24 protein-coding genes and 3 tRNA genes are annotated in these 22319 nt (G+C 41.1%); 12 read left to right on the forward strand and 15 right to left on the reverse strand.

Going from position 1 to position 22319, the window contains the following annotated elements:
* Genes coaD through DRF63_RS06200 form a run of 4 tightly spaced genes read left to right on the forward strand, consistent with a single transcriptional unit; the run spans nucleotide 1 to nucleotide 2702 of the window.
* Entirely contained in the window at nucleotides 1–477 is a 477-nt protein-coding gene (gene coaD / locus DRF63_RS06185; protein WP_005598022.1) for a pantetheine-phosphate adenylyltransferase, read from the forward strand.
* A 2-nt stretch (nucleotides 478–479) separates the two neighbouring features.
* Entirely contained in the window at nucleotides 480–1034 is a 555-nt protein-coding gene (gene orn, locus DRF63_RS06190; RefSeq protein WP_005598024.1) for an oligoribonuclease, read from the forward strand.
* A 7-nt stretch (nucleotides 1035–1041) separates the two neighbouring features.
* Nucleotides 1042–1533 carry a tRNA (adenosine(37)-N6)-threonylcarbamoyltransferase complex ATPase subunit type 1 TsaE gene (gene tsaE / locus DRF63_RS06195; RefSeq protein WP_005598026.1) on the forward strand — a complete coding sequence of 164 codons (492 nt, stop codon included), beginning with the start codon at nucleotides 1042–1044 and terminating at the stop codon, nucleotides 1531–1533.
* Between the two features lie 23 nt (nucleotides 1534–1556).
* Entirely contained in the window at nucleotides 1557–2702 is a 1146-nt protein-coding gene (locus tag DRF63_RS06200) for an N-acetylmuramoyl-L-alanine amidase family protein (protein WP_043991856.1), read from the forward strand.
* Between the two features lie 78 nt (nucleotides 2703–2780).
* Here the strand turns inward: DRF63_RS06200 and pgi are convergent, their stop codons facing one another.
* The 13 genes from pgi to DRF63_RS06265 all read right to left on the reverse strand — a co-directional run bounded on the left by pgi (nucleotide 2781) and on the right by DRF63_RS06265 (nucleotide 10802).
* A complete protein-coding gene (gene pgi, locus DRF63_RS06205) occupies nucleotides 2781–4421 on the reverse strand; it encodes a glucose-6-phosphate isomerase (protein WP_005598030.1) in 1641 nt (546 codons plus the stop codon).
* Nucleotides 4422–4457: 36 nt separating this feature from the next.
* Nucleotides 4458–4709 (reverse strand): ubiquinone biosynthesis accessory factor UbiK, encoded by a 252-nt coding sequence (ubiK, locus tag DRF63_RS06210; RefSeq protein ID WP_005598032.1) that lies wholly within the window; start codon nucleotides 4707–4709, stop codon nucleotides 4458–4460.
* Between the two features lie 121 nt (nucleotides 4710–4830).
* Nucleotides 4831–4905, reverse strand: a tRNA-Gln gene (locus DRF63_RS06215).
* 25 nt (nucleotides 4906–4930) lie between these two features.
* A tRNA-Leu gene (locus DRF63_RS06220) sits at nucleotides 4931–5015 on the reverse strand.
* A gap of 3 nt (nucleotides 5016–5018) precedes the next feature.
* Nucleotides 5019–5095 (reverse strand) — tRNA-Met (locus tag DRF63_RS06225).
* A gap of 174 nt (nucleotides 5096–5269) precedes the next feature.
* Complete coding sequence (aroE, locus tag DRF63_RS06230) at nucleotides 5270–6094, reverse strand: shikimate dehydrogenase (protein WP_005598034.1); 825 nt, start codon at nucleotides 6092–6094, stop codon at nucleotides 5270–5272.
* Between the two features lie 6 nt (nucleotides 6095–6100).
* A complete protein-coding gene (gene tsaC, locus DRF63_RS06235; RefSeq protein ID WP_005601623.1) occupies nucleotides 6101–6655 on the reverse strand; it encodes an L-threonylcarbamoyladenylate synthase type 1 TsaC in 555 nt (184 codons plus the stop codon).
* Entirely contained in the window at nucleotides 6648–7181 is a 534-nt protein-coding gene (locus tag DRF63_RS06240; protein WP_005619441.1) for a DNA topoisomerase family protein, read from the reverse strand. The genes tsaC and DRF63_RS06240 overlap by 8 nt, the downstream gene beginning before the upstream one ends.
* Complete coding sequence (yqfB, locus tag DRF63_RS06245) at nucleotides 7178–7486, reverse strand: N(4)-acetylcytidine aminohydrolase (RefSeq protein WP_005598038.1); 309 nt, start codon at nucleotides 7484–7486, stop codon at nucleotides 7178–7180. The genes DRF63_RS06240 and yqfB overlap by 4 nt, the downstream gene beginning before the upstream one ends.
* Complete coding sequence (gene recX / locus DRF63_RS06250) at nucleotides 7479–7934, reverse strand: recombination regulator RecX (protein ID WP_005598040.1); 456 nt, start codon at nucleotides 7932–7934, stop codon at nucleotides 7479–7481. The genes yqfB and recX overlap by 8 nt, the downstream gene beginning before the upstream one ends.
* 72 nt (nucleotides 7935–8006) lie before the next feature.
* Nucleotides 8007–9137 (reverse strand): recombinase RecA, encoded by a 1131-nt coding sequence (recA, locus tag DRF63_RS06255; protein ID WP_005598042.1) that lies wholly within the window; start codon nucleotides 9135–9137, stop codon nucleotides 8007–8009.
* Nucleotides 9138–9250: 113 nt separating this feature from the next.
* On the reverse strand, nucleotides 9251–9856 hold the full coding sequence (locus DRF63_RS06260) for an aminotransferase class IV family protein (RefSeq protein ID WP_005620210.1): 606 nt from the start codon (nucleotides 9854–9856) through the stop codon (nucleotides 9251–9253).
* Nucleotides 9834–10802, reverse strand: a complete 969-nt coding sequence (locus DRF63_RS06265; protein WP_005598045.1) for an aminodeoxychorismate synthase component I — start codon at nucleotides 10800–10802, stop codon at nucleotides 9834–9836. The genes DRF63_RS06260 and DRF63_RS06265 overlap by 23 nt, the downstream gene beginning before the upstream one ends.
* A 134-nt stretch (nucleotides 10803–10936) precedes the next feature.
* Between DRF63_RS06265 and DRF63_RS06270 the strand changes: the two genes are divergently transcribed.
* The 8 genes from DRF63_RS06270 to ruvC all read left to right on the forward strand — a co-directional run bounded on the left by DRF63_RS06270 (nucleotide 10937) and on the right by ruvC (nucleotide 18210).
* Nucleotides 10937–12571, forward strand: coding sequence for a DNA recombination protein RmuC (locus tag DRF63_RS06270; RefSeq protein WP_005598047.1), 1635 nt, complete (start codon nucleotides 10937–10939; stop codon nucleotides 12569–12571).
* The gene (locus DRF63_RS06275; RefSeq protein WP_005604884.1) at nucleotides 12543–13154 is read left to right on the forward strand and encodes an anthranilate synthase component II; all 612 of its coding nucleotides are present in this window, start codon (nucleotides 12543–12545) and stop codon (nucleotides 13152–13154) included. Before DRF63_RS06270 ends, DRF63_RS06275 begins: the two co-directional genes overlap by 29 nt.
* A 71-nt stretch (nucleotides 13155–13225) precedes the next feature.
* A complete protein-coding gene (locus tag DRF63_RS06280) occupies nucleotides 13226–13675 on the forward strand; it encodes a DUF302 domain-containing protein (RefSeq protein ID WP_043991857.1) in 450 nt (149 codons plus the stop codon).
* A gap of 171 nt (nucleotides 13676–13846) precedes the next feature.
* Entirely contained in the window at nucleotides 13847–15622 is a 1776-nt protein-coding gene (gene aspS, locus DRF63_RS06285; protein WP_005598050.1) for an aspartate--tRNA ligase, read from the forward strand.
* 33 nt (nucleotides 15623–15655) lie between these two features.
* Entirely contained in the window at nucleotides 15656–16126 is a 471-nt protein-coding gene (gene nudB / locus DRF63_RS06290) for a dihydroneopterin triphosphate diphosphatase (protein ID WP_005598052.1), read from the forward strand.
* Nucleotides 16127–16149: 23 nt separating this feature from the next.
* Complete coding sequence (locus DRF63_RS06295; RefSeq protein WP_005598055.1) at nucleotides 16150–16890, forward strand: YebC/PmpR family DNA-binding transcriptional regulator; 741 nt, start codon at nucleotides 16150–16152, stop codon at nucleotides 16888–16890.
* 133 nt (nucleotides 16891–17023) lie between these two features.
* Entirely contained in the window at nucleotides 17024–17548 is a 525-nt protein-coding gene (locus DRF63_RS06300; protein ID WP_005598057.1) for a hypothetical protein, read from the forward strand.
* A gap of 83 nt (nucleotides 17549–17631) precedes the next feature.
* Nucleotides 17632–18210, forward strand: a complete 579-nt coding sequence (ruvC, locus tag DRF63_RS06305; RefSeq protein WP_005598058.1) for a crossover junction endodeoxyribonuclease RuvC — start codon at nucleotides 17632–17634, stop codon at nucleotides 18208–18210.
* 39 nt (nucleotides 18211–18249) lie between these two features.
* On the opposite strand, the gene DRF63_RS06310 is transcribed toward ruvC, so the two are convergent.
* Both DRF63_RS06310 and metE read right to left on the reverse strand, forming a co-directional pair.
* Nucleotides 18250–19764 (reverse strand): M16 family metallopeptidase, encoded by a 1515-nt coding sequence (locus DRF63_RS06310; RefSeq protein WP_005614008.1) that lies wholly within the window; start codon nucleotides 19762–19764, stop codon nucleotides 18250–18252.
* Between the two features lie 156 nt (nucleotides 19765–19920).
* Entirely contained in the window at nucleotides 19921–22194 is a 2274-nt protein-coding gene (gene metE / locus DRF63_RS06315) for a 5-methyltetrahydropteroyltriglutamate--homocysteine S-methyltransferase (RefSeq protein ID WP_005598062.1), read from the reverse strand.
* Nucleotides 22195–22319: the final 125 nt, after the last annotated feature.

A 22319-nucleotide genomic window follows, 5' to 3' on the forward strand; every position in this document is an offset into this window, starting at 1 on the left:
ATGAGCTATACCGTTATTTATGCAGGGACTTTTGATCCCATGACCAACGGACATTTAGATATTATCGAACGAGCGTCCGAGCTGTTCGGACAAGTGATTGTCGCCGTTGCGAAAAACCCGAGTAAACAACCGTTATTCTCACTTGAAGAGCGAACCGCTTTGGTGCGACAAAGTTGCGCTCATTTAGCTAACGTACAAGCGGTCGGATTTAGCGGATTACTTGCGGATTTTGCCAAACAACACCAAGCGAAAGCATTAGTCCGAGGAATCCGTGGCAGTGATGATATTGAGTATGAAATTCAGCTTGCTCAACTGAACGATAAATTATCCGGACGACTGGACACCGTGTTTTTACCGCCGTCCGTCACCTGGCGTTATTTATCTTCGACAATGGTACGTGAAATTTATCGCCATCAAGGCGATGTGGCGCAATTTGTGCCTAATGCGGTACTTTGCGCCTTAAAAGAAAAGGAATAAATATGAGTAAATTAGATAACCAAAATCTTATATGGATTGATTTGGAAATGACCGGACTTGATCCGGAAAAAGAGCGTATTATCGAAGTTGCGACGATTGTAACGGATAAAGATTTAAATATTTTAGCCGAAGGTCCGGTATTAACCGTTCATCAATCGAACGATTTGCTTAATAAAATGAGTGATTGGTGCATTAAAACGCATACGGAAAACGGCTTAATCGAACGCGTAAAACAAAGCAAATTAACCGAACGTGCGGTCGAATTACAAACCATCGATTTTTTAAAACAGTGGGTGCCGAAAGGTGCTTCGCCGATTTGCGGTAACAGCGTAGCGCAAGATAAGCGTTTCTTGTATAAATATATGCCGGATCTTGCCGATTATTTTCATTATCGCCATTTGGATGTGAGTACTTTAAAAGAACTTGCGCGCCGTTGGAAACCGGATATGCTGAATGCCTTCAACAAAAAAAATACGCATTTGGCTTTAGATGATATTCGAGAATCGATCGAAGAATTAAAATTTTACCGTACCCATTTTATTAATTTAGAGAAATAACCGTCCGATGTCCGATTTAGTTACTTTTTATTTTCCCGATGAAAACCGAATGTTGCAATTCGGGCAACAATTTGCCAACGCAATAAGAACATACCTTGAACAAGATTCCGCGCATTGTTGCGTTATTTATTTAAACGGTGAACTTGGTGCCGGAAAAACCACTTTAACTCGTAGTATCGTGCGAGCCTTCGGCCATCAAGGAAATGTGAAAAGTCCGACTTATACGTTAGTGGAAGAATACCAATTAACGCCTTTTTGTTTATATCACTTTGATCTCTATCGCCTAGCCGATCCCGAAGAATTGGAGTTTATGGGGATTCGAGATTATTTCCGCCCTCAAACGCTTTGTTTACTCGAATGGGCGACTAAAGGTAAAGGCGTTATTCCGCCGGCGGACATTATCATTCAAATCGATTATGCCGAGCTTGGACGTAATCTCACCTTGCAACCTCAAAATGAAATCGGTGATCAAATTATTGCAAAATTTCTGAATAACTAGACCGCTTAACCAAAAGGAAAAAAATGAACAAGTTAATAAATTATATTGCAGTTAGTTTATTTGGCTTAATGATTAGCTTAACCAGTTATGCAAAAGTCGTCGTCGTTATCGATGCGGGACACGGCGGTAAAGACCCGGGTGCAATCGGTAAAACCTTAGGAATTAAGGAAAAAGAAGTGACGCTCGGTATTTCGAAAGAATTAAAAGCATTACTTGATGCGGATCCTAATTTTAAAGCGGTCATGACACGTAAGAGCGACTACTTTATTCAGTTACCGAATCGTACGGAAATCGCCAGAAGAAATAAGGCGAATTACCTTATTTCCATCCATGCGGATTCATCACCTAATTCGAGTAGCCAGAAAGGCGCTTCCGTATGGGTGCTTTCCAATCGCCGAGCCAGTGACGAAATGGGGAAATGGCTTGAGGATCACGAAAAACAATCCGAATTGTTAGGCGGTGCGGGATCGGTATTATCCAATAATAACGAACGCTATCTGAATCAAACCGTGTTGGATTTACAATTTTCTCATTCTCAACGTTCCGGTTATGAATTAGGAAAAAGTATTCTCTCGCATATGGGAAATATCACGACATTAGCCAAAAGCGCTCCTCAGCATGCCAGTTTAAGCGTATTACGTTCGCCGGATATTACATCCGTATTAGTTGAAACGGGATTCCTATCCAATTCGACGGAAGAGCAACAGCTGGCAAATCCGGCTTATCGTCGTAAAATCGCTCGAGCGATTTATAACGGCTTAGTCGCTTATCGTGCTCGTTATACCAATGGTTCGCCTAAAGCAACAGCTAGTACCGAAACGAAGAAAGAACAATCCGTCGCTAAAAAACAAAATAGCGAAAAAGCAGATAAATCGGTAAAAAAAGATAATAAATCCGATAAAGCAAATAACGCTATTAAAGATAAAAAATCAGAGGGGAAAGAGAAACAAAACAAAACACAAACTAAACAGGGCGAAAAGTTAAAAGAAGAATCTTCGTCTAAACGCCCGGAAATTCAAAAATCAACCACCGGTTACCATATTGTTCAGCAAGACGAAACGCTTTACTCTATTGCTAGAACATATAAAACGACACCGGAAAAATTAAGTAAACTCAACAATATCAAGAACAACAATATTACCGTCGGCAAAAAATTAAAAGTATGGTAAAAATAAATAGCGGTCATTTTTACAAAATAAATTGCAAAAATGACCGCTATTGCTTGGTATTAAATACTTACGGACGGATTAACGCCATGCTTTAAATTGATTAATTAAACCGTTAGTCGAACTGTCGTGACTGCTAATTTTCTCCGCATTTTGTAACTCAGGTAAGATACGATTTGCGAGTTGTTTACCTAATTCTACGCCCCATTGGTCAAAGCTGTAGATATTGAAAATTACCCCTTGTACGAAGATCTTATGTTCATACATTGCAATCAACGCCCCTAAAGTGAACGGTGTAATTTTTTGCACTAAAATTGAGTTTGTCGGTTTATTACCGGTAAATACTTTAAACGGCACAATTTCCGCAACATCCGCTAAATTCTTACCTGCCGCCACAAATTCCGCTTCAACGGTTTCTTTCGATTTCCCAAAAGCAAGCGCTTCTGTTTGTGCAAAGAAGTTAGATAATAGTTTTGCATGGTGATCGCCGACCGGATTATGTGTTTGTGCCGGAGCGATAAAATCACAAGGAATCAGCTTCGTGCCTTGGTGAATTAATTGATAGAAAGCGTGCTGACCGTTAGTGCCCGGCTCGCCCCATACAATCGGGCCGGTTTGATGCGTTACCGGACTACCGTCACGACCGACGAATTTACCGTTTGATTCCATATTGCCTTGTTGGAAATAAGCAGCAAAGCGATGTAAATATTGATCATAAGGTAATAACGCTTCGGTTTCCGCACCAAGGAAATTACTGTTCCAGATACCGATTAACGCCAATGTTGTCGGGATATTTTTCTCAATCGGTGCAGTACGGAAATGGTTATCCATTGCATGTGCGCCAGAAAGCAATGCTTCAAAGTTTTCAAAACCTAATGACAACGCAATAGAAAGACCGATTGCCGACCATAACGAATAACGACCGCCTACCCAATCCCAGAATTCGAACATATTTGCCGTATCAATCCCGAATTTTGCGACTTCTGTCGCATTAGTCGATAATGCGGCAAAGTGTTTCGCCACTGCCGATTCGTCTTTTGCCGCCGCTAATAACCACTCGCGTGCGGTTAAAGCATTGGTCATCGTTTCTTGAGTAGTAAAGGTTTTTGAAGCAACTAATACTAATGTCGTTTCAGGGTTCACTTTTTTCAGTACTTCCGCAATATGCGTACCATCTACATTTGACACAAAGTGCATATTCAAATGATTTTTATATGGACGTAACGCTTCGGTTACCATATAAGGGCCTAAATCCGAACCGCCGATCCCGATATTAATCACATCGGTAATTGCTTTTCCCGTATAGCCTTTCCAGCCACCTGAAATAACACGCTCACAGAAATCTTTCATTTTAGCCAGTACAGCATTCACTTCCGGCATCACATCTTTGCCATCCACAAGTACAGGCGTATTAGAACGATTACGTAATGCGGTGTGTAATACCGCACGATTTTCGGTACGATTGATTTTTTGACCGGAGAACATCGCTTCGGTTGCAGAAGCTAAACCGCATTCATTCGCTAACTGACGTAATAAAGCTAAGGTTTTTTGGTTAATTGCATTTTTAGAAAAATCGACGAGAATTTGCTGTTCAAAATTTAAGTGATATTTGTCAAAACGATTAGCATCTTCGGCAAATAGCTGAGGAATATTTAAATTATCCGCTTTATGCTGCTCTAAAGCGGACCAAGCTGCAGTTTTGGTTGGGTTAATATTTTGCATTTGGACTATCCTTTTGCTGATTAAAATTAAAATAAATTACTCTTGAGATTGACGAGATTCGAGATCATTCAACCGTTTTTCTAATTCATTAAGTTTTTCGCGGGTACGGAGTAATACTTGAGATTGCACATCAAATTCTTCACGGGTAACAACATCAAGTTTAGCTAATTGGGCTTGGAGGATTTGTTTAAACTTTTCTTCGAGATCATTGCCGACATTTTTTAAAGGTTGAGGCAATGCATTATGGAGCTGTTGAGCTAACTGCTCAAAATTCTTAGGATTTAACATTTACTTTCTCCTTATGGGATAGCTTTTAATTCTAATTAATTTTATGCGAAAGCTAAAGAAAATAATAAGGATTATTATGTATAAATCAAAAAACGGATAAGAATAATATTGAATAGTAAGATGGCTGGGGTACTAGGATTCGAACCTAGGGATGCCGAGATCAAAACCCGGTGCCTTACCGCTTGGCGATACCCCAACACTAATTGTTATAAATCGATAAATGGTGCGGGAAGAGGGACTTGAACCCACACACCTCGCGGCGCCAGAACCTAAATCTGGTGCGTCTACCAATTTCGCCATTCCCGCAAATGGTGGCTACAGCGAGATTCGAACTTGCGACCCCAACATTATGAGTGTTGTGCTCTAACCAGCTGAGCTATGTAGCCATTTTAAATTTGCGTTCACCATATCGGTTTACGGGGTGTATTATGCTGATTTTATTTTGCCTCGTCAAACACTTTTTTAAAAAAAAGTCAGAAATTTGATTATTTGGCTATACATTGCTCATTTTGTCATAAAAATAACTAAATTTTGCTTATTTTATAATAGGTTATGAAATCTTATTTTGCATTTTCCATTTCATTTTTCAATTGTTTAAGCACTTTTTCAACGTTCGGAAATTCATTTTCCCAAAGTTTAAATGCAAAGCCTGCCTGACCGACCAACATGCCCAAACCGTCTTGATAACGCACTGCACCGCACTCACGCGCATAATTTAAAAACGGTGTCTGCATATCAGGTGCATATTGCATATCATAAACCGCAGCACTTTTTAAAAGATGAGCCGCAACAGGCACATATTTACCTTGTAAGCCTAAAGATGTCGCATTAATAATCAAATCAAATTGTTGCTCTGCGATTTGCGCTAATGAAGCGGTTTGAATTTTGCCGTATTTTGCAAATTTTTCTGCTAAACGAACCGCTTTCTCTAAGGTTCGATTATAGATAGTAATCTGCTGTTTCGCTTTTAGCAGCGGAAAAAGTACCCCCTTAGTCGCTCCGCCTGCGCCTAAAATAAGTACCCGCTGATGAGGTTTCAGCCAACCTAGACGTTCTAAATCAGAACAAAGTCCAAAACCATCAGTATTATCCGCATATAAACGTCCGTCATCTAAACGTTTTAATGTATTACAGGCTTCCGCTAACAAACAGCTCTCACTATATTCATCCGCAAGTGAGAACGCGCGTTCTTTAAACGGTGCGGTAATATTTGCCCCTTTTGCCCCCTCTGCAAAAAACTGCATAAGCTCGTTCTCAAAATTCAGCTCATTCCCTAACTTAGCAACATAACTAATAGACTTACCGGTTTGCTCGCCAAAAAGTTGATGAATACGAGGTGACTTACTTTGCGCAATCGGATTTCCCCATACTGCATACTGATTCATGTTTATTTATCCTTGTCTAAAAATATGTTGTGTAAAAATATCTCGAATTTCAGAAGGATTGGTTTTGCCAGCAGTTTCCGCTTCCAATACAGGAAAATCCGCACCGAATTGCAATTTGACTTCATCTGCCGTTCGGCACGGTTCTTGTCCGGTTAAATTGCAACTGGTTGAAGTTAGAGCAAATCCGGTACGTTCACAAAGATCAATGACTGCAGGAATACAGCATAAACGTACAGCAATCGTATCAAATTGCCCAGTCAAATATTGAGGAACCGCCTTTTTAGCGGGCATTACCCAAGTAATCGCTCGTTCCGAAGGCGTTTCAAAAATTTGCCAATGCGCTGCGGTTAATTTATTCTCATCAATATAAGGAAGTAATAGCTCTTTGGTTGGAGCTATCAGAATAAGCCCTTTTTCTTCCGGCCGTTTTTTTAATTTTAATAAAGCTCGCACGGCTGACTCATTATTAGGATTACAACCTAAACCGAAGACCGCTTCGGTAGGATAAGCAACCACACGATTCCGTTTTAATTGCTCAACAATATTTTCTAAGTTATTCATTTTCTTCACTAAATAGATATTGGCATGACTTATTCGCACATAGATACATCGATTTTCCACGCTGCTTCTTAAGCGTCACGATTGAACATTGGCATTGAGGACAAGTTTTTGCTATAGGTTTAGATGCCAACGTAAACTTACAGTTAGGAAATCCGCTACAACCATAAAACGTTTTACCCGAACGCCCCTTTCGCGCCACTAATTTATGCGTTTTACACTCCGGACAATCAAATTCTTCTTGTTCTTCCGCCTCATTATGTACAGTAAAATGACACTCCGGATAATGACTACAGCCAATAAAAATCCCAAAATTACCCTGTTTTAACTGTAAAAAGTGTCCACATTCAGGACAAATTTCCGTTAAATCTTTAATTACGCGGTTAGTCTGATGTAGCGATTTTATATAGTCACATTGCGGATAACTACTACAACCTAAAAATAAGCCTTGTTTCCCTCGTTTAATTTGTAATGCAGAACCACACTCTGGACAAAGTTCTACTTGTTTCGTTGATTTAAAAAGACTCATTCAATTAATTCAAACTCAATCACAAAAAAGTCATTATCATTCGGATAAATCTCTCTGATGACTTGCTTCAGCTCTGCTAACGACATATTTTCTTGTTTAGCGTGTTGCTCGTTTAATTGCTCGAAACGGATAGGCGTAACGGAAATTACTCGAATGTCAGCAAAGAAAAGATTAGTTTCATTAGTAAAAACCTTTAGTTCTTGCTTAGGTTGAAAATAAGCTTCGGATTTATCTCGAATGGTAATGTTTTTCTTACCGGCTAAAATATCTGCCTCGAAACGGCTAAAAAAAGTAATATTATTCATATTCTGTGTCATTGTAATCTATGTCCATTAGATGGCTAAAGTGATCATTATAAAAGCCTCGGCTAAGCATAAAACGCCACATTTTTTGTTTGGCTTTAATATCCCATACCTGCGGTCGTTTTTTCTCAAAAACTTGTTCGGCAAGTATAAACCAATCAATCTCGGCATTCTCCAATTCTTGGTTTATCAGCCAATCTTTAATCCCTTTGAGTTTCAATTCTTGTTTTAAGCGGCGAGGACCAATTCCTTGTTGTGAACGGTAACGAATAAAACCGGCACAATAACGCTCATCACTTTGCCAATTATTCGCTTGCGCGCGTTCGATAGCCTGCTCTATTTCTTCTTGGCTATATTCTTTTTGAACTAATTTTCGTCGTAAATCTTGTTCACTATAATCTCGCTTAGAGAGTAAATATAACAGATAATTTATTGCCGTGTAGCTAGCCATACGTAAAATAATAAATAATTAAATATATAAAAAACAAATGCGGTTTCTACCTTCGCAGAAACCGCATTTTTATTATAGTTCTTCTTCGTTAAACGCTTCGTCTTCAAAGTCATTCACATCATCGGCATCTAGCACATTTTGTTCACCTGCCGATGTTTTTTCCGGTGTTGAAATAAGTTGCTCACGAATATCTTGTTCAATTTTCTCTGCAATCTCCGGATTTTCTTTTAACCATTTAATTGCATTATTTTTACCTTGACCGATTTTCGTACCTTCGTATGAGAACCATGCACCCGCTTTTTGGATAAAACCGTTTGCTTCGGCAAGAATTAATAGTTCATTCATACGTGAAATACCTTCACCATACATAATGTCGAATTGAACTTCACGGAACGGCGGCGCAACTTTATTTTTCACAATTTTCACTTTCGTTTCGCTACCGACCACTTCATCTCCGTCTTTTACTACACCTGAACGACGAATATCTAAACGAACCGAAGCGTAGAATTTAAGTGCGTTACCGCCGGTTGTTGTTTCAGGGTTACCGAACATCACACCGATCTTCATACGAATTTGGTTGATAAACACCACTAAGCAGTTAGTCGCCTTAATGTTTGCCGTTAATTTACGTAACGCTTGTGACATTAAACGTGCTTGTAAGCCCATATGAGAATCGCCCATATCGCCTTCAATTTCCGCTTTCGGCGTTAATGCAGCAACCGAGTCCACAATAATTACATCAACCGCACCGGAACGAACCAACGCATCACAAATCTCGAGCGCTTGTTCACCGTTATCCGGTTGTGAAATTAACAATGCATCGGTATCCACGCCTAATTTACGTGCATAAACCGGATCAAGCGCGTGTTCCGCATCAATAAACGCACAAGTTTTACCTGATTTTTGTGCTTGCGCAATGACCGATAAAGTCAGCGTCGTTTTACCTGAAGATTCCGGCCCATAGATCTCAACGATACGTCCCATCGGTAAGCCACCGATACCTAATGCGGCGTCTAAACCGATTGAACCGGTTGAAACCGCTTCAATATCAAGCGCTTGCGTGTCGCCTAAGCGCATAATAGAACCTTTACCAAATTGTTTTTCAATTTGGGCAAGAGCAGCAGCTAATGCTTTTTCTTTTTGTTCCGGATCGATTTGTTTTGTTACTGTGTTCTTTTGCGCTTTTTTGTTATCCGCTGCCATAGTATTGTCCTTTGCAAACTTTTCTGAAAAAACGACCGCTTGTCGTCAATTAACTGTGTATTATTATAGTGTTTACTTATACAGTTTCAAGCATTTTTTTACTGTTTTTCGATCTATCCGGCAAAATTGATCGCCGAAATCGGTAAAGCCCTTTGTAAATCAAAAGGATTAAGCGCATTTACCATCATAATTTGTTCATACTGAAGCAAATCTTGCGCTGTAATTTGCACCAAATCAACCACACCGGTTTCAACCAGTTTAGTCAGCTGCGTACCTTTTAATAAATAATCTTGCGAGCTAAACCACAGTCCTTGTTTTAAAAACAGTAAATTTCCAATCGTACAATCGCTCACCTTGCCATTATTGATAATAATCACTTCATCGGCTTGCAAAGTTTTGAGCGAATCCAACCGCTTGCGATCGCTATATTTAAAGCGGTAATCCAAATTCTCGGTATAAACACATTGGAAAACGTTGATCTTACGTTGCGAATAAAAGAAAAATTGCTGCTGAAACTCGCTCGCATTGTAATCAATACGGCAGCGCACACTGCCCTGCTGAAATTCGTCCGGTACACAAATCACTTCTGCTAATTGCCATTTTGGTTGCGCATTAAAATATTGCTTCATCGCACTTTCAAAACGTTGCTGATGATAAGCTAAATTTTGCGGTTCACCATCAATAATTGCAATCGTTTCAAACAATGGAAATCGGCACATAAACTTTCTCCAACAGTTCATTATATTCATCGTTCAGTACGCTTTTTGCAGTAATACCACCACCGCTACGGAAAAGCAGTCGCTCATTATTCTGTTCAATAAAACGAATCGCCACCGCACTCTCTAAATTTTCACCGTCAAAATAGCCGAAAATACCGGTGTAATAACCTCGCTGTTCGATTTCCGCTTGTTGAATAATCTCTACGGTTTTCTCCTTCGGCGCACCGCTAATTGAGCCTGCCGGTAGGAGTTTCGCTAACAGTGAGCCAATACTCGCTTGCCAATTTTTGTTTAGTTCGCCGCAGATTTCGGAACTGGTTTGGTAAATCGCGCCACGGTAGGTATTCACTTTCTCTAAATAGCGATATTTCGTCACCTGAATATTTTGTGAAACTAACGCTAAATCATTACGAATCAAATCTACAATCGTATTGTGTTCGGTAAATTCTTTATCCGATTGCATCAGCTTCTCCGCCGCATTCGGCTCATTCGCATTGATTGTGCCTTTCATCGGGTAAGAGTAGATTTTATTTTGTTGGATCCGCACAAAAGTTTCCGGCGAAAAACAAACAAACCGCCCTTTCAGCCACAATTTATATTTTGCCGAACTGGCGAAAAACAGTTCTTCTAAACTGTAATTGGTTTGAATTTCAGTCGGATAAGTCAAATTCAATAAATAGCTGTTACCGGCTTGGATTTCCTTTTGAACAAGCTCAAAACCTTGCTGATAAGTTTCAAACGAGATGGGATTGATTTGAAATTCAAATGGTTTGCGAACGTTTTGCGACTGAACATTCGACTTGCAAAAAAAATCGAAAAATAGACCGCTTGCCGCCGCTTGTTCCAGTGGACAAATGATTGGCTTTTGCTGTTCAAAATCAATTAAAAAGAAAAACGGGCTTTTCTGTTGCCCGAGTTGATTGGCGGTTTGAATAAAATGTTGCATAAACTCAAAATGTGACGAATATTGCCGTTATTCTAGGGGAATTTCCGCCAATTTAGCAATGTTCTTTCACTTTTCATTTTTCGCCGGATTGCTATAATACTGTATATTTTTCTATTAGATTCAGGTTTACCTTTATGATTATTGATGAAATATGGTTTTATGTAGCGATTGCCGTGTTATTGGTTATCGCTGTGTTTCTATTTTTTCTCCAATCACGCTATCAACGTGATGCATTTGAGCTTTCACAAGATTTGACCAAAGCACAAGCCGAACTCACCCAAATTAACCAAAAATTTGAGCAACTTGCCGTTGAAAAAAATCAGATCGAACAATGGGCAATTCAATATAAAACCCAAGCCCAAGCGGGTATTGAGCGAATTAGCGAAAAAGAAGCGCAAATTAACCGCTTGCACAGCAAAATTGAAGAAGCGGAACAGCAAGAACAACAATTAGAACGCTATATCAATGAGCTTAAAGAGCGTATCGGTGCATTCCAAGCCAAGTCGGAAAGTTTAGAAGAACAATTACAATTTAATCAAAATGTACTTTCGCATAAAGAACGTGAAAGCCAATCGCTTTCGGCTCAACTTAGCCAAACGCAAAATGAATTAACCGAATTGCGTACCTCACTCTCAGAAAAACAAGCGAATTTTGAAGCGCAACAACGCAATTTTATCGAGGTAAAACAACAGCTAAATGTTGAGTTTCAACATTTGGCACAGCAAATTTTGGAAGAAAAAACCAAAAGTTTTACCGCGAGCAATCAATCTTCGTTAGATGCCCTGTTAAAACCGTTTAAAGAACAAATCGAAGGTTTCCAAAAACGAGTAAATGAAGTGCATAGCGAATCGCTAAAAGGCACGGCAAGTTTAGAAGCCGAACTGAAAAGGGTGCTACAAATCGGTGTGTCGATGTCGGAAGAGGCACAAAACCTCACCAACGCGCTTAAAGGCAACAATAAAATCGCCGGTAATTGGGGCGAAGTACAGCTTGAATCGGCACTACAAGCGGCTGGATTATTAGCCGGCGAGCACTATGTGGCTCAAGAAAGTTTCCGAGACCAAGAAGGCAAACGCTTCGCACCTGACTTTGTGGTGCATTTACCCGATCAAAAACACTTAATTATTGATAGTAAAGTATCGTTGCTGGCTTACGATCAAGCGGTCAGATCCGAAGAAAATTTTGCTATTACTCAGGCGTTGGATGAACATTGCAGATCACTCCGCACGCATATCGACGGCTTGTCGAAAAAAAATTACAGCAGTTTGCAAGGAGTAAAAAGTCCGGATTTCGTGTTGATGTTCGTACCGATTGAGCCGGCTTATATTGAAGCGATGAAGCACGATCCGCAGCTGTTTAATTACGGTTATGAACGTAATGTCATTTTGGTTTCTTACACTACTTTAATGCCGATTTTGCGTACCGTTGCAAATTTATGGCGAATTGAGCGAGGTAATGCCGAAGCACGTGAAATCAGCGAAAAAGCGGGCGAAATTTATAATCAAGTATGTACTGTTGCAGATCGTTTGGCGAAATTGGGCAATACGCTGAATACGGTCAATAACCAATATAATCAAACGGTAACCTCATTAGTCGGACGCCAAGGCTTGGTCGGCAAAGTAGAACGCTTCCAGCAACTTTCCGCCAAAGCGAGCCAAACGATGCCGGCGGTTGAGATGCTCACCAATGATTTTGATACCAATAAACTCACACTAATTGCAGAAAAGATTGAAGATAGCAATGCAGCAAACAATGAAGAACGCCACTAATTTATTAATTATCGATAACCACGATTCCTTTACTTTCAATCTGGTTGATCTACTACGTAAAATCGGCGTGCCGATGAAAGTGGTTTTAGTAGAACAATTAGTGCTTGATGAGGTGGAAAACTTTAGCCATATTTTGATTTCACCCGGCCCGGATGTACCAAAAGCTTATCCGCAAACCTTTGAAATGTTGGAACGTTTTCAACAAACCAAATCGATTTTAGGCGTCTGTTTAGGTCATCAGACGCTGTGTGAATTTTTTGGCGGCGAGCTATACAACTTGAATGAAGTCAGACATGGGCAGCAACGCCCTTTAATCCAAATTGGCGATAACCCGATTTTTGACGGTTTACCCGAGCGTTTTAATATCGGTTTATATCATTCGTGGGCAATCTCGCAAAAATCCTTGCAAAATACACCGCTTGTTGCCACGGCAGTTTGTGATCAAAATGTCTTAATGGCATTTAAACATCAGCATTTACCGATTTACGGCGTGCAATTCCACCCTGAATCCTTTATTACCGAACACGGTGAACAAATGCTACGCAATTGGCTTAACATTGACGATAAAAGCAAATTAGCTTAAAGAAACCTTATTGTAAGAATACAAACGATTAACAGTCTAACCGTCATCTGTTTTTATTGAGGATGAAAAGAATGAAGCTAAAAATATTTGCACTTGTCTCTTTATTAGCGAGCGCTTTAGCGAATGCCGAAACCAATTTAAAACCGACGATTTTTGAAAGTAAATTCGACTTTCAGCAAACCGTTGAAACATTAGAAACCGGTTTTAAAGATAAAGGTATGGCGATTTTTACCAAGATCGATCACCAAGCCGCTGCGAAAGCCGCCGGTCTTGAAATGCAACCGGCAACCGTGATTATTTACGGTACGCCGAAAGCCGGTACGCCGTTAATGGTAAAAGATCCGACACTTGCGTTACAATTACCGTTAAAAGTATTAGTTACCGAACCGACCAAAGGCAAAGTAGAAGTCATGTTACACAAAGCGGAACAAGTTGTCGCCCATTCAAATACGCCGTATTCAGCGGTAGAAAACAGTTTAGCGAAAGCTGAAAAATTAATTGAAGCAACTGTTGCCAAATAACTTTTCCAATTAATAAATAAGCGGTCATTTTTTAGTAAATTTTGTTACAAAATCGACCGCTTTATTTGTTTTTATCTCCAATTCCTGCCAATTTTCCGCTATAATTTCAAAGATTTTGTCTCCGCATTTCTCACAGCGGAAAACCTATTTTTAAATCTTAAGGATATTTTTATGATGCGTTCTCATTACTGCGGTGCTTTAAACCGCTCGCACGTTGGTCAAACCGTAACATTAAGCGGTTGGGTTCACCGTGTGCGTAACCTCGGTCGTTTTATTTTTATGCAAATCCGTGACCGTGAAGGTATCGTGCAAGTTTTCTTTGACGAGAAAGACGAAGCGATTTTCAAAATCGCTTCAAGCCTACGTTCGGAAGCCTGTGTGCAAATTCAAGGTGAAGTGATTGCCCGTGACGAATCGCAAATCAACAAAGAGATGGCGACCGGTGAAATCGAAGTATTAGTGAAAAACGTCGTTGTGTACAACAATGCCGACGTTTTACCGCTTGATTTCAACCAAAACAATACTGAAGAACAACGTTTAAAATATCGCTATCTTGACTTACGCCGTCCGGAAATGGCGGAAAAACTCAAAACACGTGCGAAAATCACCAGCTTCGTACGCCGCTATATGGACGACAACGGTTTCCTTGATATCGAAACGCCAATGCTAACCAAAGCGACACCGGAAGGCGCACGTGACTATTTAGTACCAAGCCGTGTACACAACGGTAAATTCTATGCCTTACCGCAATCACCGCAGCTTTTCAAACAGTTGCTAATGATGTCGGGTTTTGACCGTTACTACCAAATCGTAAAATGTTTCCGTGATGAAGATTTACGTGCCGATCGTCAGCCGGAATTTACCCAAATCGATGTGGAAACCTCATTCTTAACCGCTGAAGAAGTGCGTGAATTAATGGAAAATATGATTCACGGCTTATGGTTGGATCGCTTAAACGTAGATTTAGGCAAATTCCCAATCATGACGTGGCAGGAAGCGATGCAACGTTTCGGTTCTGATAAGCCGGATTTACGTAACCCGTTAGAATTAGTGGACGTGGCGGATATTTTAAAAGACGTTGAGTTTAAAGTATTTAACGAGCCGGCAAATTCGGCGGACGGTCGTGTAACCGTGCTTCGTGTGCCGAACGGTGCAAGCCTTACCCGCAAACAAATTGACGAATATACCCAATTTGTCGGTATTTACGGTGCAAAAGGCTTAGCATGGGCAAAAATCAATAATGTGAATGCTGGTATGGAAGGCATCCAAAGCCCGGTCGCAAAATTCTTAAACGAAGAGGTTTTCAAAGCGTTAATCGAGCGTACTAACGCAACCAGCGGCGACATCCTATTCTTCGGTGCGGATAAATGGCAAGTCGTTACCGACTCAATGGGTGCTTTACGTCTGAAAGTCGGTCGTGATTTAGCATTAACCGATCTTTCAGCTTGGAAACCGCTTTGGGTAATTGACTTCCCAATGTTTGAAAAAGACGATGAAGGCAATCTTTCTGCAATGCACCACCCGTTCACTTCACCGAAAAATTTAACGCCGGAAGAACTGGCGGCAAATCCGGTGAATGCGGTTGCGAACGCTTACGATATGGTTATTAACGGTTATGAAGTGGGCGGCGGTTCAGTACGTATTTACGATCCGAAAATGCAACAAACCGTATTCGGTATCCTCGGCATTAACGAACAAGATCAACAAGAAAAATTCGGCTTCTTATTAGACGCATTAAAATTCGGTACGCCTCCGCACGCCGGTCTTGCATTCGGTTTAGACCGTTTAACTATGCTTATTACCGGCACGGAAAATATTCGTGATGTCATCGCATTCCCGAAAACTACCGCAGCGGCGTGTTTAATGACCGAAGCACCAAGTTTCGCAAACCCGCAAGCGTTGGAAGAGCTTGGTATTGCAGTATTGAAAAAAGAAAAAGCGGAATAAAGCAAGCGGTTAAAAATTGCTGATTTTTTGCAAATGAAATACAAAAATCCTAACTCCGTTTTAGTTGTGATTTATGCGAAAAATTCGGGAAGAGTCTTAATGCTACAACGCCAAGACGATCCCGAATTTTGGCAATCGGTAACAGGTTCGCTTGAGCCGAATGAACGGCCGTTTGAAACGGCAATTCGTGAAGTGAAAGAAGAAACCGGCATCGATATTTTGGCGGAAAAATTTACGCTAACGGATTGCAACGAATCGGTAGAATTTGAGATTTTTCCGCATTTTCGGTATAAATACGCGCCTGACGTTACTCATTGCTCGGAACATTGGTTTTTACTTGCCTTAACGCAAGAAAGACAACCGATATTAAGTGAACATTTAGCGTTTAAATGGGTGAGCGTCGAAGAAGCCGTCCGGCTAACAAAATCACCGAATAATGCGGCGGCGATTGCAAAATATTTAACTCCCCTCTTTAGAAAAGAGGGGAACTTTTTCAAAACATAAATTTAAAAGAAGGAAACAACAGAATGGCAGGTCATAGTAAGTGGGCTAACATTAAACACCGTAAAGCGGCACAAGATGCACAACGCGGTAAAATTTTTACTAAATTAATTCGTGAATTAGTTACTGCGGCAAAAATTGGCGGAGGCGACGTTTCTGCGAACCCTCGTTTACGTTCTGCAGTAGATAAAGCGTTATCAAACAATATGACACGTGATACGATCAACCGTGCGATCGAGCGTGGCGTAGGCGGCGGCGATGACACCAATATGGAAACGAAAATCTACGAAGGCTACGGTCCGGGCGGTACGGCGGTAATGGTTGAATGTTTAAGCGATAACGCGAACCGTACCATTTCACAAGTTCGTCCAAGTTTCACTAAATGCGGCGGTAACTTAGGTACCGAAGGTTCTGTCGGTTACTTATTCAGCAAAAAAGGCTTAATTTTAATTGCTTCAGGCGATGAAGACGCACTAACCGAAGCAGCGATTGAAGCGGGTGCAGACGATATTCAACCGCAAGAAGACGGTTCGTTTGAAGTCTATACCGCTTGGGAAGATTTAGGTAGCGTACGTGACGGTATTGAAGCGGCGGGCTTTAAAATCCAAGAAGCGGAAGTCACTATGATCCCATCAACTACGGTTGAACTTGATGCGGAAACCGCACCGAAATTACTTGATTTAATTAACCGCCTTGAAGATTGTGACGACGTACAAAACGTTTATCACAACGGCGAAATCAGCGACGAAGTTGCAGCCCTTCTCTAATTTCTTGCCCTTAAGCCAACCTTTCGGTTGGCTTATTTTTTAGTAACTTATTGAACTAATGTTGGCTTTTGTTTCTCTAATGAAAGCGTTGAAAAACGTGTGTGTTTGTTTTTTTAATTGTAAGGAATAAAAAATGAAAGGAATTAAACTTATCTCTTCATTATCTTTCGCCGCACTTTTAGCCGCTTGTTCAACCGCTAATGATGTAGCTTCAACGGTCGGCGAAGGCGTATCAAATGCCGCCTCAGCGACAACCAATGCCGTAAAAGAAGGTGCGACCGCCGTATCTAACGGTGTTTCAAACACAGTAAATACCGTAAAAAATAAATTAACCGCCTCTTCTAAAACCGTGGTTTATCAATGCCAAAACAATAAAACCGTGGTTGCCACCTATGACTTTGAAGGTGAGAAAGCAACCGGCTTAACTTTAACCGTGAATGATGTGGCGGTAAAAGAGTTAATGCGTGATGAGAAAAATAAAGACTTTGCGTCATTCGCTTCAAAAACGCACGTATGGAACCTAGATGAAACCTTCTCACTTTCAACCTTTAATAAAACCGAAGCGGGAATGTTATTCAAAAAAGGTAAAAATGCGGATGAAATCCTTGCAAAAAACTGCGAAGTTAATCAAACTGCAACTGCAAAGTTAAATAAATAACAGATTGATTCGTTTAGATAAGCGGGCGGATTTGTAAAATTTTTTGCAAATCTGCCCGCTTGTTTTCATTCATTGGACAAACTATGCCGATTATTTTAGGAATTGACCCCGGTTCACGGGTTACCGGTTATGGTGTAATTCGTCAAACCGGACGCCATTTAGAATATTTGGGAAGCGGCGCAATTCGCACTTCCGTTGATGATTTACCGACTCGTTTAAAACGCATCTATGCAGGCGTGACCGAAATCATCACTCAATTCCAACCTGATATGTTTGCGATTGAACAAGTGTTTATGGCGAAAAATGCCGATTCCGCACTCAAACTCGGACAAGCTCGCGGTACAGCGATTGTCGCAGCGGTAAATCACGATTTACCGGTATTTGAATATGCCGCCCGTTTAGTCAAACAAACCGTGACCGGCATCGGCTCGGCGGATAAAATCCAAGTGCAGGATATGGTCACTCGAATGCTTCAACTTTCTTCCAAACCGCAAGCCGATGCCGCCGATGCGCTTGCGATTGCGATTACGCACGCTCACTCGATCCAACATTCCTTAATCGTTGCGAAGCAGAGCGACCAAAAAGTCGGTAGCGACAAAGAACAAATCCTTGCTTTGATGAAAACTCGTTACAGTCGGGGACGATTCCGTTTAAAAGGGTAAAAATAAAGAGTAATCAATCGCTTGATTACTCTTTCCGCTCTAAGGATTTTTTTCGGTAGCCGGCTGAGTCGCTTCCGTTTTTTCTACTTCTGCTTTTTCCACTTCCGTTTTCTCCGCTTCTGTCTTTGCTAGCTCTGTTTGTTCCGCTTCCGCTTGCAACTTATTTACCGTTTCTAATGTAATTGGTTTTATCTGCACCTTTCTTGGCGGTTGGTAATTGATTAAACGATCTTTGCTGCCAATCCATTGTTGGATTCTTTCATTTACTTCTTTAGCCGAGACTTTTTTCAGCATCGGTTCCAATAATTCCGCCAATTTCTTCTGCGTTAAATACGGCTTATCCGCTAATACGCTTTCCGACATGATTTGTAACCACTGTTGGAAATCTCGATCGTTTTCATCTTTTTTAGCATTTTCTATCTGAATTTGAACCGCTTCTTTTTGTTTGGTCAGTTCCTCTTCGGTAATAGGCGAACCTTTGAGATGCTCTATTTCGCTAAAAATTTGTTTTAAGCCTAACTCATGTTGCGTTGATGCAACCGTCGCAAACCAACCTAATGCGGCGGTATTTCTACCGATATCGGATTTACGTACCGTTATAGCGGACACGCCTTTAGGCAAAGCGGCGGATTGATCCTGTAACCGTTGCGACAATAACGCTAGTGCCAAACGATCAATTAAACGCTCGTAGCGCGCTTCATTAGTACGCACTCGATGTTTCATTTCGTCAAAACGGAAAATATATGCGACTTGGCTGACACTACTACGCGCATCTTGGAGTTTATTAATCGCTAATCCTTCGGATAATTTCGGCTCTAAATAATCTCTTTTCGGCATTTCTTTAGCTGTAAAACTCGAGAAGCGTTGCTGAATTTGTTGTTGCGCCGCTTCCGGCTCGATATCGCCGACCACTAATAGCTGCATATTATTCGGCGTGTACCACGTTTGATAAAACTGCTGCAACTGGGTCGCCGGTAAATTTTGGATATTCTCCGCTGTGCCGATAATCGCTCTGTCGGCATAACGAGAATCCGTACGTACCGCCGCAATACGTTTCTGATTCATTAATCTACCGACACTCTGCGCTTGTCGCCACTCTTCCAAGATATGCTTACGCTCGTCATCCAAATCTTCTTGGGTTAGCTTCGCTTGGAATAGCATTTGCTCCAACAAATAGAGACTTTTATCCAGATTGGAGGTTGAAGGCGGAATCATATGGTAAGTGGTATGATCATAACCGCTCTCGATACGATAATTATTTTCCGGCTTCCACTTTTGTTCGTTTAGATACGGCGTTAAACCGTTGGGGTGAGCTTTAGTGCCGCGTAACACCAAATGCTTAAGTACATTGGTTGCGCCTAACTGCGTATCGGTTTCGTCAATCGCTCCGGCATTGACTTTCATTCGGATTTCAATCCGTCCTTTTTCCGCATGTAACGGCAGCAAGGTATATCGTAAACCGTTTTCAAGTTGCCCTTGAACCGGCTCGCTTTTTTCCGCATAACTTGCCGTTGAAGCGGCAAATAGCACTAAAGAAGTTAAAATAATGCGCATTTTTATTTTCCTAAATAGAAAATCCTCTTGCTTGAAACAAGAAAGATATAAGTGGCGATATTCTAACAAATAATTTAAACAAGCGGTCTAATTTGCCTATTTTTTTGCAAATTAAACCGCTTGCTTTTATGAAAAATTAAATGCGATTTTGTCGAGTTATTCGGCTAATTCCGCACGTAATTTTTTCGTTACTTCAACCATCACTTGTAATTGTTCAATAGTTTCTTTCCAACCGCGCGTTTTTAAGCCGCAATCCGGATTCACCCATAAACGTTCTTTCGGTATTACCTTCAATGCCTTACGTAATAAATGCTCGATTTCGCCGGCGGTCGGTACACGAGGGCTATGAATATCATAAACGCCCGGGCCGATATCATTCGGATATTTGAAATCTGCAAACGCCGTGAGTAATTCCATATCCGAACGTGAGGTTTCAATCGTGATCACATCCGCATCAAGCCCTGCAATCGCCGGTAAAATATCGTTAAATTCCGAATAACACATATGGGTGTGGATTTGGGTATCGTCTTTTACCCCCATATAACTTAAACGGAACGCTTCACCCGCCCATTGTAAATAGGCATCCCAATCCGCACGTTTAAGCGGTAAGCCCTCTCGAATCGCCGGCTCATCAATCTGAATCACTTTAATACCGGCTTTTTCCAGATCTAATACCTCATCGGAAAGTGCCACACCAATTTGCTTACATACCGTGGAACGCGGAATATCGTTACGCACAAACGACCATTGTAAAATCGTCACCGGACCGGTTAGCATACCCTTCATCACTTTATCGGTCAGGCTTTGAGCATATTGCGACCAACGTACCGTCATCGGTTCAGGACGAGTGACGTCACCATAAATCACCGGCGGTTTTACACAACGAGAACCGTAGCTTTGTACCCAACCGAATTTGGTGAAAGCAAAACCGTCCAGCAACTCACCGAAATATTCCACCATATCGTTACGTTCCGCTTCACCGTGCACCAGTACGTCTAAATCCAGTTCTTCCTGCTTACGTACCACAAATTCAATTTCCTTTTTCATTGCCGCTTCATAATCGGCAAGCGAGAGTTCACCTTTTTTAAATGCGGCACGGGCGTGACGAATTTCCAATGTTTGCGGGAAAGAACCGATATTGGTAGTCGGAAGAAGCGGTAAATTTAGCCATTTATTTTGCAATTTAATTCGCTCGGCAAAAGGTGACTGGCGCTTATCCGCATTTGCCGGTAAGTTAGCTAAACGTTGCGCGACTTCCGCTTTATGAATCACGTTGCTGTTTGCTCGAGCATCTGCCGCGGTTTGGCTGTCATTTAATTGCTCTGCGACCGCTGACCGCCCTGCATTTAACGCCTGTTTTAAAACTTGCAACTCTGCCACTTTTTGTAAGGTAAAAGCTAACCAGCGATATAATTCAGGATTATTTTGCTGTAATTGCGTTTCTACCGCTAAATCATAAGGTGTATGCAATAGCGAACAGCTCGGTGCAATCCATAAACGCTGATTAAATTTCGCTTTTAACGGTTCCAACACATCCAATACACGATTTAAATTCGCTCGCCAAATATTACGCCCATCAATCACACCGGCAGAAAGCACTTTCGGATAATCTTCAAATGCACTGAGTTGTTCCGGCGCACGCACGAGATCAAGGTGTAAACCATCTACCGGCAACGCTTTTAATAAAGCAGCGTGTTCCGCCACCGAGCCGAAATAAGTTGCCAATAATAGCTTCGCATTCACTTTAGCTAATTGAGCGTAAACATCTTGATAAGCCGCAAGCCATTCTTGAGGTAAATCTAATGCCAATGCCGGTTCATCAATTTGAATCCATTCCACACCTTCAGCGGCGAGTGCGGTTAAAATCTCAAAATAAATCGGCACAAGTTGCTTGAGTAAATCAAAGCGGTTAAAGGCTTCGCCTTTTTCTTTACCTAGCCATAAAAATGTGAGCAGACCGACGATCACCGGTTTAACCTGATGTCCGGCAGCTTTCGCTTCACGAATTTGATTCACATAATGCGTAGGATTCGCCTTAAACGTGGTATTTTTCTGAAATTCCGGTACAAGATAGTGATAGTTAGTATCAAACCATTTGGTCATTTCAATCGCAAACTGCTCTTTATTACCACGTGCTAATTGGAAATATTGATCAAGGCTCAGCGTTTGGCTGTCAAAACCAAAACGAGCCGGTATCGCGCCGGTTGCTACTTGTAGATCTAAAATGTGATCGTAAAACGTAAAATCGCCGACCGTGACAAAATCCGCATCGGCTTGCGCTTGATGCAGCCAATTTTTTTCACGTAACGCTTTTGCCAGATCTAATAAATCTTGTTCGGCTAATTCTTTACGCCAGTAGCGTTCCTGCGCAAATTTTAATTCACGTTTTGCCCCTACACGTGGGAAACCTAAGATATGTAATGTTGTCATACTGCACTCCTGCAATGTTCTGATTCGGATGACTTAACTATGCAATGAGCTAAGTCGATATCAAAATAATGCAAGAACCGTTAATATTATGCAACTTCATAATTTTCAATTTAATTATGAAACAT

This window comes from Actinobacillus pleuropneumoniae (genome assembly GCF_003290385.1).
Lineage (GTDB): Bacteria > Pseudomonadota > Gammaproteobacteria > Enterobacterales > Pasteurellaceae > Actinobacillus > Actinobacillus lignieresii.